Genomic DNA, 15,311 nt, shown 5'->3' with positions numbered 1-15,311 from the left:
ATGGTGAGGTGGGAGAGGTCGTGGATATGGGCAGGCTTTTCGCGATAGGTGGCTGGCGGCTTGGGCGCAAGCGACGAAAGCGAGCAGCTGGTCTTTCCAGTCGTACAACGTCGGCCTGCAGACGCCCAGCCGGTGGGCCACCTGTCGGGCACTTTCATCTCCACTACATAGTCCGATGACGCCGGCTTGCCGCACCGCCTCGGGATAGGCAGGACGCCAGGACCGACCGACCATCGATGTTCGCGTCTCCGCAAACGCCTCACGGACCCATTGGTTAGAGTTCCTCGACCGGGATAACCCAGTGCCTTCATTGTCGCAGAGATACAACGATCGTGGGTACGGTAGTGCTCAAGTGCCGCCTGCTTCTGGGCCTCAGAGTACTTTGGCGCTCGAGCCACCGCCTGAACACGCAGGTCGAGATTCTGTTCGTACTCGCGGTACCAGCCCCTGAGCGCATTCTTGGTGGGATAGCACAACTGGAGAATGGTCGCCTTAAGCCGCTTGCCAAGCCTGATGTAAAGCTCAACGACTCGAAGTCTGTCTGTATAGGAACACATGAACTACCTCCTGGTGGTCCAAGTTTTCGTCCGAACCCCCGCCAGGTCAGCTCTCAGTGGAAATCAACAATGATAGCGGTTCACGACCGCCAGCTGTTCGAATATCTTTAGCTTGAGGTCAGTCCTGCATTAACGACGGCAGCCTTCTGACGCTTGAGCTATCGCGTGGACACGTCGAGACAGCGTCTGCGTTTCGCAGCGCTTCTCCTTCAAGGAAGAGACAGCTTTGTTTGCAGCCTGGAATTTGTAAGGTTGCAGCGTGTGATGGGGCCACCGCATGAGAGTACGCTCTTTGAGCGAACTAGGCGGGGTCAAGCCTGGTGTCCAGGGAGAATGGATCTTGTTCAACGTTTGAAATAAAGCCTGCAGCCCTAGGTGCGTCAAAAATAAGGTTCCAGCTGTGTACTGAAACCACACTGGGAATGATGACATAGCGATGCTTCGCCAACAGGTTGTTGCCAAAAGTCTGTTGGCCAGCGCTTGGAATACAGGGGCGCAGCCAATTCTTGTTCGGGATCATGGTTGGATCCACCACAAAGATATGTGACGGATCCACCACCTCAGCCTTAGTGAGAACGTGTGCAACCGTGTCAAGCGCACGGAACCCCTTGTGCACGGCCACCTCGAGAATAGCGGTCGCCGGATCCAAGCTGCAATAAACCGCCCGCACACCCTTGGAGTTCCATCGCCCGCCGACCCGATATGCGCCTTCGCCTGTGTCCCATGTCGCGGCATGACGATCCTGGTCCAATCGCCAGATCGCAATAGGCCCTGAGAACACTGGCGACACCCTGTTGATCACGCGTAAACTCCATAAGCCAAACGATCTAGAAATGTCTCGACGACCTCCACGCCGGCCGGTGTCGATAGAAGTCGAATTGGCTTGTATCCCTCAAGCCCGATCGCCGGCTCATCCAACCACCGCTCGGCCTCCTCCTGGCTTCCAAACACGTCGATCGCCTTCGCAAGCAGTTCTGCGAATTTCCAAGTACGTCCGCTTTGCACATTGTTCAAAACACCTGCCGAATCCTTCTTTCGTTGGACCGTTCGCATGCTGATGCCAAGTGCGTGCTGAAGCGCAGGCTCTCCACTAAGGAGGCCCATGTTGTCGAGCAAATGGGACAGTGCCGTGCTAGGCAAGCCCTTCTCGATCAACTGATGCGCGGCCAGAGTACCGTGCGGTCGCGAAGGAAACACATCTTTGCCACCGAGGAGATCGATCACGGTTTCGAATTCGTCAGGCATCGCACTCTCAATGTTCTTTGCTGTGGCCATCTTCCGCTCCATCTATTGACAAGTGTCGCAAAAAATATGACACCTGTCCGATCGACCTACAAGAGGGAAAGTGGGACCCACTGCGTTATGGTGAAGCAATAAGTCCGTTGAGACGCCAGATGTTGATCTGGCCGTCGAGCCGGCCCCAAGCTTCCTCGTCGAGTGGTATCCGATGATCCCCGATCCAGTCGCCGTCGCGCAGGCGCGACTCAGTCGCCAGCATCTTCTCGATCGCCGTCTGAACGTTTTCTGTGATCGGCCCAGCAATGCGAAACTCATCGGCACAGCCTTTTCGCTCGCTCGATTGTTCTCGACGGAGTGGATATAGGCGATAAACGCGTAAACGCTGCTGATCGATCGCGCTGTCCATTGGAAGCCCGGTCGGCGAGCGATTTTCAATCTTTACGATGCCGCTGTCTGTGGAAAACGGCAGTCAGCCAAGATGACCTCGAAGGCTGGGCATGATAAATCTTGGGATATGACGCGAACGGACGCCGCCGGAGAAATTGCCCAGTTCGATATGTTTGCCGATGTGCCAAGCATGTCCCAACCATTGCCCGCCGCAGATGTGCGCATCAGGCGGTCGGCCAGTGCGCCGATCGACGAAGATGAGATGGTCGCCCACCTTGTCGCCACCGGCCGTTATCGCATCTTGCGAAAACTCAAGCCACGACCGATCACGACCGCCATCCGCCCCGGGTTTCCCTTCAAGGGCATCATTCTCGATACGGAAACCACCGGTCTCAGCCCTCGCAAGGACGAGATCATCGAAGTGGGCGTCATCGCCTTTACCTTCGACGCACAGGGCGCCATTGGCGATGTCACCGGAACCTATACCGGCCTGCAGCAACCCGGCGTGCCCATTCCCGCGGAAATCACCAGACTGACCGGCATCACCGACGAGATGGTGGCGGGCCAGGTTATCGACATGCAGGCGCTGCGGTCATTTATCGAACCAGCCGATCTGATCATTGCCCATAATGCCGGCTTCGATCGCCCGTTCTGCGAAGCGTTCTCGCCGGTTTTCACCAGCAAGGCCTGGGCCTGTTCCAACTCCGAGATCGACTGGCGGCGGCGCGGTTTCGAGGGGACAAAACTGGGCTACCTGGTCGGCCAGGCAGGTTTCTTCCACGACGGCCATCGCGCTGTCGACGACTGCTTTGCGCTGCTGGAAATCCTTGCACGTGCGGACAATGCGCATCCAACGACGGCATTTGCCGAACTGCACAGGGCAAGCCAGCGATCGCGGGTGCGCGTTTTTGCAGAAAACAGTCCCTACGATGTCAAGGATCATCTCAAGGCACGCGGCTATCGCTGGTCCGACGGAAGTGAAGGTCGGCTGAAGTCCTGGTGGATCGAGGTAGACGAGCCGGACCTGGAGGGCGAGCTCTGCTATCTGCGCACAGAGATCTATCAGTATCCGGAAGCGGATCCGCCCACCCAATATCTGACCGCCTTCGACCGCTTCAGGGCCTGAGCCCGTTCCCACGTCTCACGGTGTCGCCCCCGCCGGCTTGGTCGGTCTCACCGAACGGGACGAATTTGGAGTGTCGCCAGGGTCCGCCGAGATAGACCCACAGGTCGAGTCCGAGGATTTCGATCGGATGAGGCTGAAACCCCTGGCTGAGATCATCGTAGAGCGCATCCGCTTTCGGTTTTGACACCTTGTTCTGGATGGTGATGTGCGGTTGCCATTTCTGCCTGTCCTGCGGGCCAAGCCATGCAAGACATTCGGTCCTGAGCTTGGCGTGGATTTCCTGCAGTGGCGGGCTGGTGACCGCATAGGCAACCCCGGCGCCAAGGTGCCGGAGCCCACTGACCTCGGCTGAAACCAGATGATATCCATCGGCGACCCGCTCGAGCTGTTCAACGATCTTTCCAGAATGTTCACCCGGCAGCCGGTGAAACATCGTCAGGTGCGCACGAAGAACATTGCGGTCGGGCGGGAAATGCGCCTGTCGAAGCCGGTCGAACGGCTCGATGTCCGTTTCTGCGACCCTTGCGGTCAAAATGAGCGGGTGGCGTGTTTTCAATCCGGATTCCCGGTCGAGGTGCGGCGTTCTCCTGGCCAAGCCGTAAGGGCGACGTCGATCAGTCGCTTCAGCCGCTCGTTGCAGGCGCCGTCGCAGGCCTGGGCGGACATGCCCTGGATGATCGCGCCATAAAACCGGGCAAGCGTGTCAGTGTCGGCTTGGTCCGGCAGTTCGCCTTCGCTGACGGCGCGGTCGAAGCGGGACTTGAGGAGCTGTATCGACGCTTCGCGCAGATCTGCCGTCATTCGGGCAATGGACGCATGTTCTTGCGCGTGCTGCAGGACGGCTGTCGAGACCATGCATCCTCGCGGCTTGTCCGGCTGGGTGTCGCCATCGGCAATATCGTAGAGATAGAGGCTGAGAGCTTCGTATACCGGCAGATCGGATGCCAGGAGTTCGGAGCGGCGCCTGCTTTCGCGGGCAACGCTAAAGTCGAGCGCCTGGCGGTACAGCTCCTCCTTTGATCCGAACGTGGAATAGAGCGTCGGCGGGTTGATACCCATCGCTTTGGTAAGATCGGCCGTGGAGGTTCCCTCGTAGCCATGTTCCCAGAACAGGCGCGACGCGATGTCGAGCCCGACCTCACGATCAAGCACGCGTGGCCTGCCGCGTTTGCGAACTGGTTTCTGCATTAAAATAGCGATCCCTATTAAAACATTGACAGTCGGTTCCGAGAGTATAATATAGCGATCACTATCAAATCCAGCAACGGAGTGATCCATGTCCAGAAAACTGTCAGGCAAGATAGCCCTTGTCACCGGAAGCTCGCGCGGTATCGGCCAGGCAACAGCCCTTGCTTTTGCGAAGGAGGGTGCAGCGCTCATCGGCGTACATTACACCGCAAATGCCGATGCGGCCAATTCCACCGTCCGCGAAATCGAGAAGCTTGGCGTCAAAGCTCTTGCCGTCAAAGCGGACTTCAAAGACGGCAAGGACGCCGTCGACAGCCTCTGGGCACAGTTCCGCGAAGCAGCTCGAGCCGAGACGGATTCGGCCGCTGTCGATATTCTCGTCAACAATGCGGGGATTGCGCCTGCACTACCTCTGCAGCAGACAAGTGAAGCTGCGTTCGACGAGGTCATGACGATCAATTACAAAGTGCCGTTCTTTCTTATCCAGGCGGTTGCCGACCATATTCGCGACAATGGCCGGATCATCAATGTCTCGACCGGCTTTACGCGGATCGCAGCGCCGACACATCCCGCTTATGCCGCTTCCAAGGGAGCGCTGGAGACACTGACATTGGCGCTCGCGCCGGCGTTTGCACAGCGGGGAATTACAGTGAATGCGGTGCTGCCGGGCGTGACTGAGACGGACATGAATGCAGAGTGGCTGGCTTCGCCGGACGCCCGCGCTGGCGCTGAAGCGCTCTCGGTCTTCTCGCGTGTTGGCCGCGCAGAGGACGTCGCTGACGTCATCACCTTCCTGGCATCGCATGACGCGCGCTGGACGACAGGGCAGAAGATCGATGCGACAGGCGGTTCCCGGATCTGATCGATCCCGTCGCTGTCCTATATCTGCAGCTGGGCAAACCACGCGGCATAGGGTGTATTCTTGGCGAGATGCCGGTTCAGGTCCGGCTCGCCATCCTCCCACCAGACAGGTCCGCGCTCGCCGAGCGCGACCTTGGCATCATCGACCTGGCGGCGTGCAGCAGCCATAGCGTCGGGGTCGCCTTTCGCATCCCGGACTGCCCGCCGCGCAGACATCAATTCCTTGGTAAGCGCCTGCCTTGTCTCATCATCGAGAGCCGGATTGCTCTTTCGCCACAGGCGGCCACGCACGACGAAATACCTGCCGTCCGGCGTGTCGGGATAGACGGGCGTCGCCGCACCTGCCGTCATAGCAATGTCCCCTGCGACGGTTCGACGACCTCGGTCACGCTTTCATCACCCCGCATGGTTAATTCCGTCTGGGCGCTGAAGCGGATATCGATGTCCCGATCGCGCAAAAACTCAACGAGTGTCTCGGTGCCGAGACGGTCCCAGCTCTTGCCCCGATCCGGCCCGGCGGGCACGCGCGGCAGAAGACCCGGCTCGGCACTCCACCCAAGGAGCTGTTCAAGCGATGCTGCATTCAACAGATCGCGCAGGTGATGGGCGGTGACGTAGGCGTCCGGCATGGCCCGGTGCGCCGGTAGGCCGATCTCGTGGACCAAACCTTGCGGCATCCGCTCATAGCGCAGCATCTGGTTGGAAAACCGCGGCAGATCCGGCCAGATCCGCAAAGCGCATTTCCAGGTGCAAATCCAGGGAATGCCGCCGGTGAGGCGAGGCCTACAGTATCTCTGCTCGAAGGCAGCGCGGTGGGCTGCCAAGGCATCAATCCTGCCGGATGGACGCAAGACACGTGGCGCGGTCTCCGTCCAATAGGACGCGTCGGCGACGTGCGCGTCGAGAATATGATGGATCGCCATAGTGTCGGGTGAAATCGGCCTGCCAGGATTGACGTAGAGCGCGCCGCGCTCGTCGTTGACGCTCCAAACACCATCTGCACCGAGGATGACGTCCTGCCAGCCGATCTCGCATACGTCGTGTGCGCCGTTGCCGGCCGTTTCCAGATCAATTACGCGAACACGGGCTTTCGACACGCCTTGCTTTTCTCCACATGCTTCGTGCGATGATAAATCCAACCATGCTGCGGTTGTTCCTCATGGTTGGCGCTCCTGTTGTTGGTCAGCAACGAGCGTGAAGATCGCGCAGCAAGGGGAGCCTTTGGTCGTGACCATCAGGCTGACATTCTACGTCGCTACATAAGCCGAATGCCCGGCGCTCCTAATCCAGAACATCCCTCAAAGGGATGTCGTGTAGCAGGGCACTAACCTGCGGCACTGGTGGTTATTTAGCTTGAAGCCAGCAAGCGCGAATAACGGGCGACCTTTCCTGCATCAGAACCGGCATGCACGGCATACCGCCCCATCGATAGCGGCAAGTCCCACTGCAGCTGATCAGATCTCTCAGGATGCCAATGCAATCCAAAATCTGGTTGGACTACTCGATGTCCAGTGTTTCCTGGCAGAGCGGTGAGAATTGTTGCCGCAAGTTCCTCAAGCAGCTCTCTATGGTCAGGGGGTTCAACCCGTTGCAGACCGTCTTCATCTCCAGCTGACACATATGGGCGGTTACCCAGAACGCCTGGCATGTTGGCGACAGCGTCGTCTTGTTTTTCTCGACGCACATGGTGATAGCATCAGATGTGAGCCGCCATGGCCTGAGGCACTTGGACCGGATCTCAGCTCCGCATTGGTCCTTCACAGCTGCCGACAGAGGCGCTGCCCAAGCCCCTGCAGATGATGCAAGGACAATGATCATGCTCAGCGAGATGAGCCAGAGGCGAATGCCTGCTCTCAAGTACATGGTGATGATCCTTGGCTAGTCAAATGGAGGTGCGGGCAAGGTCTGTCGCGTCTGGCTGCGTCGCGATCAAGACCAGAACCACCGGAAGTTCATGCTCCGGAATGCTGCGCGCAGAGCATCCATATCTGGCGGGAATGTTGCAGAAGGGACCAAAGTCGCAATCATGGTCGAAGCTAGTATTGAGAAGAGTTTCGTCCAAAAATTCCGGGAATAGGGAAACATTGGTTATCCTTTCTGCGGGAAATCGTCCTCATCCCTGAGGCAATGATGATTCATGAGGATTGCGGGGGCATTACAGGCCACGGCAGTGAGGAGGACATTTACGAGATCGGCCGCGGCGGGCTCTGCGGTCTTACGAGACGTTGCCAACACGAAGGACGTGAGCGGAGCAAGGCTGGAGGTCTGCCTTGCTCCGCTCACAGGCCGGCAGGGGAGGCCGGTTACTTCCTGCCAGCGTTATCCTGCCGGCAGGCGATGACATGCCATCTTCTGACTAAGGGGCTGGGGAACGCTTGGGCTGTTTGTCGGTCCATTCCGGTGGGAGGCCATAGTTGGCAGCAACCTTGCCAACCAACCCAGGTGCCCGCCCGAACGTTTCGCAGGCTTCATATTTTGGTTTGCCGCCGAGCCAGGACTGCACGCGCTGTCTGGATGGTAGGGAGATGTCCAACATCTTTGGCTCCTTGCCGGTGATGATGGTCCTGGAAAAGTCTTGGGCAAATTTGACTGCGAGGCCATAGGCGTCGCCGACCTCAGAGTAGCGGGGCGCATCCTGGATGAAGTTGGCTCCGCGGCTCCACATCATTGCCGCACGCTGCACATTGGAACTATCGATTGCTTCCGCCTCGACGGCGAGTCCGCCAAGTCCGAACGGTATCCGCGGAATGCCGATAAGGGGGACATCGCTCGGGATAGCGAACCCACCGCCAACGCTGGCGACGGTCGCGGCCGCCGCGACACCCTTGTTGGTAGGCACGATGTCGGTGACCACCGAACGGACTGTCAGATCCGCCCGTTGGCTGGCAGGCACCATCTCATACTTGTCGCTCAGTGCAACGCACAGTGCACGGTCCAGTGCGTTGGACACCAAGGCGCGATCGGTCTCAGACTTGATGCGAGACGCAGCAGCGAAGGAGAATCTCGTTGGAACAATCCGAACCGTCTTTGCCTGAGCCAATTGATGTGCGTCAACGTATTGTCGGCGTTTCTGACCGAACTTGCCCTTTACCGGTGTCAGGCTGCTGTAGGAGGTCAGGGTGCCGCTTTCTTTCAGCGGCACGGCGGTACATCCGGTGGCAGCGACTGTCATGATCCCTATCAGAACGACGGGAAGCAATCGCTTCGGCGGGCCGTAGACCCCATGGTGATAAAGATGGTTTCGGATTTGCACGTTCACTGCCTCCGGTAGGGATGTCAGAGCACAGTCGGAGCGCAGGATTGCCGCAGCATTACATGAGGCGTTTCGGGCAAGAAACGTCATCCAATCAGGAGAGAGTTTCGAGCCGAAGATGATCGGAGCTGGTGAGGCGACACGATTTTCCGCCGTTTCACAGCTGGACTGTAACTTCGGTCCCTCCAGAATCGCTTCGAATTCTGATGTGGCCGCCGTGTTTGGAAACGATCTGCTTTACAAGGCTCAGACCCAGGCCGGCACCCCGGCTTTTTGGGGTAACGCGGTAAAATGGTTCAAATACCAGTTCCTGATGTTCAATTGGGATCCCAGGTCCCTGATCGCTCACGACGATTGCACCACCCGCAGAAACCGATATGTCGATCGTTCCCTTTCCCCCAGCATGGTCGATTGCATTTCGGACCAGGTTGCCGATTACCCTTGTCAACGCGATTGTATTGCCCTTGCGGAGGAGTATTGGAGCCTCATCACTGAGTGAGATTTCGTAGCCGGCTGCAATCGCCAGAGGCGCAAAATCAGCCACGACCGCACGTGCGATCGCAATGAGATCGACCTGCTCATTAAGGTCGACCGCTTGATCATTGCGCTCGAAGTCAAGCAATTGTTCGGCAGTGTCGGCAAGGCGCGCGACATCCTTTAACATTCGAGTACGCTCCGGACCATCTGACATGCCATCGATACGGGTTTGCATGATTGCGATCGGTGTCCTTAGTTCGTGAGCCGCATCGATCAAAAATCTTCGCCGTTTCTGGAACTCAACCTCGAGTCTTTCAAGGGTTCCGTTGAATGCGGTCACGAGTGGAGCGACTTCGCTTGGAATTCCTCCGACAGGAAGACGGCTGCCCTGGCGATGGGGGTCGATCTGTGCTGCCGTCTCGGCGACATCACTGATCCGGGAAAGCGCGCTTCGCACGATCCATGGGACTGCTATAAATATAGCGGGGAGTGCCAACCCAAGCAGCGACACATAGATCGGATAGGCCCGCCCGAGCAAGGCTAGCAAGGGGGAGCCTTTTCCGGCAATGCCTCCGAATAGTATACGCACTTCACCGAGAGCCGTGGCAACATCATCGATTGATGCGATCTCCTTGATGCCTTCCGCCCCACGAATATCAGCGGCCCTGATGAGGTAGGTTACAGGGGCGATCGCAGTATATGGTGGGGGGATCACTCCCCGAGAGATGGACGCTCCGTCGGCAGTGGCGGCGACAAACCAAAGGCGGTTGTTTTCTTCCATCAGCGTCCGAAGTAGGAGGGTCTCCTCGAGTTCAAGCTGGCCGCTGCCGTTCCGGCTAATCGATTCCGCAACAGCGTTCTTGACCTCGCTCTCCATCGCGATATTGGGCGACATCACCATCGTGCCATACACAGATAGCCCAACAATAGCACCACCGATGACGATGCTGATCACCAGGCTGAGTTGCCAGCTTAGGCGCCACCAAAGAGATGGATTCGTGGATCGGTAAGCACGCATCATTCTTCCTTAAGGAGGTAGCCGACACCGCGAATATTATGGATTGTGGTGCCCGCGTTCGCATCCAATAACCTCTTGCGCAGTCTCGAAATGTGCGCATCCAGTGCGTTTGATTGTATCTCTTCTTCGTAATTGTAGACCGCCTGTTCGAGCGTGCCCCGAAGAACGGTTTTGCCCTTGCGTTTGGCAAGCGCCTGGAGAACCAAAAGCTCCCGGCGCGGGATCTCGAGCATATCGGTCCCAAGTTTGACGGTAAGGTTCAACGGGTCGATGGACAATCGCCCAGCCCTGATATCTTGATCGATCACGCCAGAGGGCCGTCGCAATAGGGCGCGGACACGCGCCATCAATTCCTCGACTAGAAACGGCTTTCCAAGGTAATCGTCCGCACCGATATCCAGGCCCGCAACCCGCTCCATCGGCTCATTTCTCGCCGTGAGTACGATGATTGGCGTGTCATTGCCTGCACGCCTTAGTTTCGGGATGAATGTCAGTCCGTCTCCATCGGGCAAGCGCCGATCCAGAAGGATCGCGTCGTAATCGTTCTGAAGGACGAGCTCATGGGCATCGGCGAGGTACATGGTGTGATCGGTAACGATCCCATGCTTTGACAGCGCAGCCGCCAGAGCAGTTGCCAGCTCCCTCTCGTCCTCAATCATCAGAAGTCTCATCCGGGGCTCCGCATCTCACGCAGGTAGTAGAGTCATCCAAGAGATTGCAGCAACATTACGCGGATAGAAAGATGCCGGGTAATGCTGCTGCAATTGTCGGACCTCATCGTGCACCCACAAACAGAGCACCATGCGGCTGTAAGGCGCGGTGCCCTATCAATATGAGGAACCGCGACGATGTCAGCCAGATCGAAGAAACTGTTTGCAGTAACTGCGACCCTATTCGTGGGATCTTGTTTGGCGGTCGCTCTGATAGATCCCGCACGGGGAACGGATGATGTGAACGAGCGACTTCAAAGCATTGTGGCCGCTCAGGTCCGCGGCGCGATGTCATCGTTCGAGCTGTCGCCGATGGACATAGCCACAATGCGCCCGGCGGCACTTGTCGAGCGGCTTCGGGTGACAGGGGAGGTTAGCCCGTCACGTCATGCTGTCCTGCGGGCGACAACGGGTGGGAGGATTGTCCACTCCGACATCCGCGAAGGACAGACAGTGAGGGCGGGTGACGTTCTGGTCAGGCTTGCTCCGCAAGACCTTCAGGCTGCTTTGAAAGAGAAAGAAGCAGATCGGGAAGGCGCCATGGCGGAAATGCTCCTTGCCATGCAGTCGCTCAACCGGATCGAGCAACTCGTCAGCAAAAAGGTCGCAAGCCAGGAGCAGCTCGACAAAGCGAGAAGCGAAGTCGCCGCACGCAAAGCAAGGCTGGACGGCCTCGCCGCCCAAGTCGAGGTGGGACAGAAAGCGCTGCAAGACGCACAAATCATCGCCCCCTTTGACGGCGTTGTCTCGAAGGTCCTGGTCAATCAGGGCACGCAGGCCGCCCCAGATGCTGAGCTTTTGACGCTCGTTGACGTTGCCGACATGGAAGCCAGGGTTCTCATCTCTACACAGGACGTTTTGCGGGTCGCTGCTGGACAGGTCGTCGAGCTTCGGATTGACGGCTTCGAAAACCAAGTGATCAGGGGCGAAGTTGCCCGGATCAGTCCGGTTGTGGACGAAGGCAGCCGCTCTGTCGCGATTCATATTCGTCTTCCAGACGATGGCTACCGCTTCAAGGGAGGCATGTTTGTCCACGGGTCGGTACTGGTCCGGCAGGCTGAAGACGCGATTGCCGTTCCGGTTGCCGCACTTCGTAGAGACCAAAAAGAAGTCTACGTCCTAAAACTCCTGGACGGTTTTCTCGTCCGCCAGCCGGTGACCATCATATCCCAGTGGGAGGACGAAATGGCTGAGGTCTCTGGTCTTGCGCCGGGCGACATGATCGTAAGGTCGCCACTTTCCGAGCTTCGGCCCGGCCTTCCGGTCACAGTGGCAAAGGTGGGATAGTCATGTTTCTCACCCGCATCGCAATAGGTCATCCCGTCTTTGCCACCATGATGATGGTGGTCATACTGGTGTTCGGCGCCTTTTCCTACCAGCGTCTCGGTGTCGATCAGTTCCCGAATGTCGATCTTCCGGTTGTGGTCGTCACCACCGCGTACCCCGGCGCCACGCCCGAAGTTGTCGAGATGGATGTCACCAAACCGATCGAGGAGGCGCTCAGCACGATCAGCGGAATCAACGAGATAACGTCGACGTCATACGAAGGTCGATCCGTCGTCGTGGCAATGTTCCAACTGGAGGTGCAAAGTCCGGTTGCGGCGCAAGACGTCCGCGACAAAGTGGCCGCCCTCGATGTGCAGCTACCTGAGGAGGCCGACAAGCCAATCGTCTCGCGGTTCAACCCGTCGGACGAACCAATCCTCTCGATCGCCGTGATGTCCGCGTCCTCGGGCGTGCCTGACCTCACCCAGCTTGTTCAGGAACGGGTAATTCGCGAGCTCGCAACCATTTCCGGCGTCGGGCAGGCAATCTTGGTTGGTGGTCAAAGACAGCAGGTCGATATCCTTGTCGATTCGGCCCGTCTGGAGGCCCTCGACCTAGGTGTCGACGAAGTCATTGCGGCGATCAAAGTCAGCAACAGGAACCGGCCCGCTGGAAGTGTCATCGCCGCGCTGTCCGAACGCAGTATCCAGATCCAGGGCCGGGTCATGGACCCAAAAGACTTTCTTGACCTGATCGTTGCTCGCCGCGCCGGCGCCCCTGTCTACCTTTCGGACGTTGCGTCCGTCAGGACTGGACCAGCGGAACCGGAAAGTAGAGCCGCCTACAATGGTAAGGCTGCTTTGGCGATCGACCTGATCAAGATTCAGGACGCAAATACAGCGCAGGTTGCATCGGACATACGCGAACGACTGGATCAGCTCAACGCCGTTCTGGCGCAAAGGGATGTGCAGCTCGTCATCATCAGAGACGCCTCCAGGCCAATCTTGGAGTCTCTCGGCGAGGTTCAATCTACCTTGATCGAAGGAGCGGCGCTTGCAGTCGCCATCGTTTTCCTCTTCCTCAACTCATGGCGAAGCACGGTCATCACCGCGCTGACATTGCCAATTTCGATGATCGGGACGCTCGCCGTCATCGATTTCCTCGGTTTCACGCTCAACATGCTCAGCCTGCTCGCCCTGACACTATCGATCGGGATTCTCGTCGATGACGCCATCGTGGTGCGGGAGAACATTACCCGTCACCTGCACATGGGCAAGTCCCACTTCAAGGCGGCGCTCGATGGCACAAACGAGATAGGGCTTGCCGTGATGGCGACGACGGCGACCATTGTCGCTGTCTTCCTGCCCGTTGCCTTCATGGACGGCATGGTTGGCCGCTTCTTCTACGAATTCGGCGTTACCGTTTCCGCAGCCGTGGTCATATCACTTTTCGTGGCGTTTACGCTGGACCCCATGCTCTCCAGCATATGGCATGATCCCGATGCTGACCCCAACGCGGCGCGGGGTCCAATCGGCCGTACCATTGCTCTCTTCGATAATGGGCTTGAGAAGACTGTCACGCTCTATCGGAAATTGATCCGCTGGACACTTCGCTTTCGCCTCGTCACGCTCTTGCTGACAACCGCGGTGTTCATTGTCAGCATCTTGATGGTTCCACTCGTCGGCGTGGAATTCGTTGGAGCTTCAGACGAGGGAGAATTTGAGGTCAAGGTGACCGCTCCAGCAGGATCATCCCTGGATTATACGACAGCAAAACTTGAGCAGGTTGAAGCTGCCCTGCGCGAGTTTCCCGAGGTTGCCTCCATCTATTCGAGCATCAACACGGCAAACAATCCTGGGAAACATCACGCGACTCTGGCTGTCGGCCTTGTTCCCCAGGAAAAACGCGAGCTGACGCCTCTGATGCTGGCCGATCCTATCCGCCAGCGGCTCGCAATGATCGCTGGAATCAAAATAGCGTTCATTCAGGCGGGTCTTGGGGGTGGTGCAAGTCCCATTCAACTGAGCGTGCTTGGCGATGATCGCATCGTCCTGGAAAAAGCCGCGAAAGACCTGATCGCCAGCATGCGCCACATTCCAGGCGTGGTCGACATCAACTCGAGCGCCAGCGATGAAAGCCCGATCTTTTCGGTACGGCTCAAGCCTGAACAAGCAAGCGATCTTGGTATCGGCCTCGGAGAGCTAACCGTGATGCTCTCATCACTTGTCGGCGGCGAAAGGGTCGGACGCTGGTCTGATCAATCGGGTCAAAGCTATGACGTGGTGGTTCGACTGCCTGAGGATCAACGCAATAGCGTCTCGGCTATCGGCAGTTTGATGATCAAAACGCCAGACCGAAACAATAGCGGAAGCCCCCCTGTCGTGAGGCTCGATCAGGTAGCCGATATCGAACTGGCTCCGGCTGCGTCAGAGATCCGCCGTCTCGATCAGCAGCGCGAAATTCTAATTTCTGCTGATATCTCAGGTCGGACAGCAGGTGACGTCACCGCCGATCTGGAGGCAGTCATAGCCAGACAGGAACTCCCTCCCGGATCCCGGATTAAGTTCGGAGGAGAAGCGGAGGATGTTGGGAAAGCTGCCGCGAGCCTGTTGAAGGCACTGATGATGGCCGTGATCTTCATCTACGTCGTGCTTGCATCGCAGTTCGGAAGCTTCCTGCAGCCGATTGCCATCATGGCGGCACTCCCACTGTCACTGATCGGCGTTTTGATCGGATTGCTGCTGACCGGAAGCACCATCAACATGTTCTCGATGATCGGCTTTATCATGCTCATGGGCCTCGTTACGAAGAACGGCATCTTGTTGGTAGATTTTGCCAACCGCGAACGGCAAAGGGGGCTTTCCGTTGCAGAGGCCGTGGTCAATGCCGGCGCTGTGCGGTTTCGACCCATTGTGATGACCACACTGGCGATGATCTTCGGCATGATCCCGCTTGCCCTGGCAACGTCCGCGACCGGCGCCCAGAGGGCTCCCATGGCACATGCGGTGATCGGCGGGCTCCTGAGCTCGACGGTTCTCACTCTAATTGTTGTTCCGGTACTCATCTCCTGCATCGACAGCATCGTGAGAAAAATGAAGAAGCCGCCTCAACCTCTTTCACAAGTCGATCCACAGGTGGCGAGGTAGGGCAATGGCGAAGACCTCTACAAGGATAAAGCGTATATTGGGTGGCCTGCTCCTCTCGGCGATCCTCTTCGCGGCGCTGCTCG

Annotated in this window: 14 protein-coding genes and 1 pseudogene; 4 read left to right on the top strand and 11 right to left on the bottom strand. The window is 57.9% G+C overall.

The window, feature by feature from the left end; translation table 11 throughout:
• Positions 1–27 precede the first annotated feature (27 nt).
• The 4 genes and pseudogenes from M1E10_RS02790 to M1E10_RS02775 all read right to left on the bottom strand — a co-directional run.
• Positions 28–557, bottom strand: a pseudogene (locus M1E10_RS02790) (IS3 family transposase); the annotation flags it as partial.
• 301 nt (positions 558–858) lie between these two features.
• Entirely contained in the window at positions 859–1,359 is a 501-nt protein-coding gene (locus M1E10_RS02785; protein ID WP_499172613.1) for an RES family NAD+ phosphorylase, read from the bottom strand.
• On the bottom strand, positions 1,356–1,832 hold the full coding sequence (locus tag M1E10_RS02780) for an Xre family toxin-antitoxin system antitoxin (protein ID WP_499172612.1): 477 nt from the start codon (positions 1,830–1,832) through the stop codon (positions 1,356–1,358). The genes M1E10_RS02785 and M1E10_RS02780 overlap by 4 nt, the downstream gene beginning before the upstream one ends.
• Positions 1,833–1,917: 85 nt before the next feature.
• Positions 1,918–2,202 (bottom strand): hypothetical protein, encoded by a 285-nt coding sequence (locus M1E10_RS02775; protein WP_499172611.1) that lies wholly within the window; start codon positions 2,200–2,202, stop codon positions 1,918–1,920.
• Positions 2,203–2,373: 171 nt separating this feature from the next.
• Between M1E10_RS02775 and M1E10_RS02770 the strand changes: the two genes are divergently transcribed.
• The gene (locus M1E10_RS02770; protein ID WP_499172610.1) at positions 2,374–3,309 is read left to right on the top strand and encodes a 3'-5' exonuclease; all 936 of its coding nucleotides are present in this window, start codon (positions 2,374–2,376) and stop codon (positions 3,307–3,309) included.
• Here the strand turns inward: M1E10_RS02770 and M1E10_RS02765 are convergent.
• Together M1E10_RS02765 and M1E10_RS02760 are read right to left on the bottom strand one after the other, a co-directional pair.
• Positions 3,299–3,865: a 2'-5' RNA ligase family protein gene (locus M1E10_RS02765; RefSeq protein ID WP_499172609.1), complete on the bottom strand. Its 567-nt coding sequence runs from the start codon at positions 3,863–3,865 to the stop codon at positions 3,299–3,301. The two genes, M1E10_RS02770 and M1E10_RS02765, sit on opposite strands and share 11 nt — an antisense overlap.
• The gene (locus M1E10_RS02760; protein ID WP_499172608.1) at positions 3,862–4,497 is read right to left on the bottom strand and encodes a TetR/AcrR family transcriptional regulator; all 636 of its coding nucleotides are present in this window, start codon (positions 4,495–4,497) and stop codon (positions 3,862–3,864) included. Before M1E10_RS02760 ends, M1E10_RS02765 begins: the two co-directional genes overlap by 4 nt.
• Before the next feature lie 88 nt (positions 4,498–4,585).
• Between M1E10_RS02760 and M1E10_RS02755 the strand changes: the two genes are divergently transcribed.
• Positions 4,586–5,359, top strand: coding sequence for a Rossmann-fold NAD(P)-binding domain-containing protein (locus M1E10_RS02755; protein WP_499172606.1), 774 nt, complete (start codon positions 4,586–4,588; stop codon positions 5,357–5,359).
• Between the two features lie 17 nt (positions 5,360–5,376).
• Here M1E10_RS02755 and M1E10_RS02750 read toward each other — a convergent pair whose 3' ends face one another.
• The 5 genes from M1E10_RS02750 to M1E10_RS02730 form a co-directional block, all read right to left on the bottom strand.
• Positions 5,377–5,709 carry a hypothetical protein gene (locus M1E10_RS02750; protein ID WP_499172605.1) on the bottom strand — a complete coding sequence of 111 codons (333 nt, stop codon included), beginning with the start codon at positions 5,707–5,709 and terminating at the stop codon, positions 5,377–5,379.
• Positions 5,706–6,455 carry an exonuclease domain-containing protein gene (locus M1E10_RS02745; RefSeq protein WP_499172604.1) on the bottom strand — a complete coding sequence of 250 codons (750 nt, stop codon included), beginning with the start codon at positions 6,453–6,455 and terminating at the stop codon, positions 5,706–5,708. The genes M1E10_RS02750 and M1E10_RS02745 overlap by 4 nt, the downstream gene beginning before the upstream one ends.
• A 1,259-nt stretch (positions 6,456–7,714) precedes the next feature.
• Positions 7,715–8,530: a DUF3313 domain-containing protein gene (locus tag M1E10_RS02740; protein WP_499173449.1), complete on the bottom strand. Its 816-nt coding sequence runs from the start codon at positions 8,528–8,530 to the stop codon at positions 7,715–7,717.
• A gap of 238 nt (positions 8,531–8,768) precedes the next feature.
• Positions 8,769–10,109, bottom strand: a complete 1,341-nt coding sequence (locus M1E10_RS02735; protein ID WP_499172603.1) for a sensor histidine kinase — start codon at positions 10,107–10,109, stop codon at positions 8,769–8,771.
• Positions 10,106–10,777, bottom strand: a complete 672-nt coding sequence (locus M1E10_RS02730; RefSeq protein ID WP_499172602.1) for a response regulator transcription factor — start codon at positions 10,775–10,777, stop codon at positions 10,106–10,108. Before M1E10_RS02730 ends, M1E10_RS02735 begins: the two co-directional genes overlap by 4 nt.
• Positions 10,778–10,954: 177 nt before the next feature.
• Between M1E10_RS02730 and M1E10_RS02725 the strand changes: the two genes are divergently transcribed.
• Together M1E10_RS02725 and M1E10_RS02720 are read left to right on the top strand one after the other, a co-directional pair.
• The gene (locus tag M1E10_RS02725) at positions 10,955–12,103 is read left to right on the top strand and encodes an efflux RND transporter periplasmic adaptor subunit (protein ID WP_499172600.1); all 1,149 of its coding nucleotides are present in this window, start codon (positions 10,955–10,957) and stop codon (positions 12,101–12,103) included.
• 2 nt (positions 12,104–12,105) lie between these two features.
• Positions 12,106–15,228, top strand: coding sequence for an efflux RND transporter permease subunit (locus M1E10_RS02720; RefSeq protein ID WP_499172599.1), 3,123 nt, complete (start codon positions 12,106–12,108; stop codon positions 15,226–15,228).
• Positions 15,229–15,311 lie beyond the last annotated feature (83 nt).

Source organism: Rhizobium sp. PK7-22 (assembly GCF_056530405.1).
Note: the sequence above shows the minus strand (reverse complement) of the source record. Positions and strands in the feature narration are given on the sequence as shown.

Bases quoted from the DNA above. Each gene is read 5' to 3' on its own strand.
- M1E10_RS02780 (WP_499172612.1), bottom strand. From the start codon at position 1,832: ATGGCCACAGCAAAGAACATTGAGAGTGCGATGCCTGACGAATTCGAA.
- M1E10_RS02775 (WP_499172611.1), bottom strand. From the start codon at position 2,202: ATGGACAGCGCGATCGATCAGCAGCGTTTACGCGTTTATCGCCTATAT.
- M1E10_RS02770 (WP_499172610.1), top strand. From the start codon at position 2,374: ATGTCCCAACCATTGCCCGCCGCAGATGTGCGCATCAGGCGGTCGGCC.
- M1E10_RS02760 (WP_499172608.1), bottom strand. From the start codon at position 4,497: ATGCAGAAACCAGTTCGCAAACGCGGCAGGCCACGCGTGCTTGATCGT.
- M1E10_RS02755 (WP_499172606.1), top strand. From the start codon at position 4,586: ATGTCCAGAAAACTGTCAGGCAAGATAGCCCTTGTCACCGGAAGCTCG.
- M1E10_RS02750 (WP_499172605.1), bottom strand. From the start codon at position 5,709: ATGACGGCAGGTGCGGCGACGCCCGTCTATCCCGACACGCCGGACGGC.
- M1E10_RS02740 (WP_499173449.1), bottom strand. From the start codon at position 8,530: ATGACAGTCGCTGCCACCGGATGTACCGCCGTGCCGCTGAAAGAAAGC.
- M1E10_RS02735 (WP_499172603.1), bottom strand. From the start codon at position 10,109: ATGATGCGTGCTTACCGATCCACGAATCCATCTCTTTGGTGGCGCCTA.
- M1E10_RS02730 (WP_499172602.1), bottom strand. From the start codon at position 10,777: ATGAGACTTCTGATGATTGAGGACGAGAGGGAGCTGGCAACTGCTCTG.
- M1E10_RS02725 (WP_499172600.1), top strand. From the start codon at position 10,955: ATGTCAGCCAGATCGAAGAAACTGTTTGCAGTAACTGCGACCCTATTC.
- M1E10_RS02720 (WP_499172599.1), top strand. From the start codon at position 12,106: ATGTTTCTCACCCGCATCGCAATAGGTCATCCCGTCTTTGCCACCATG.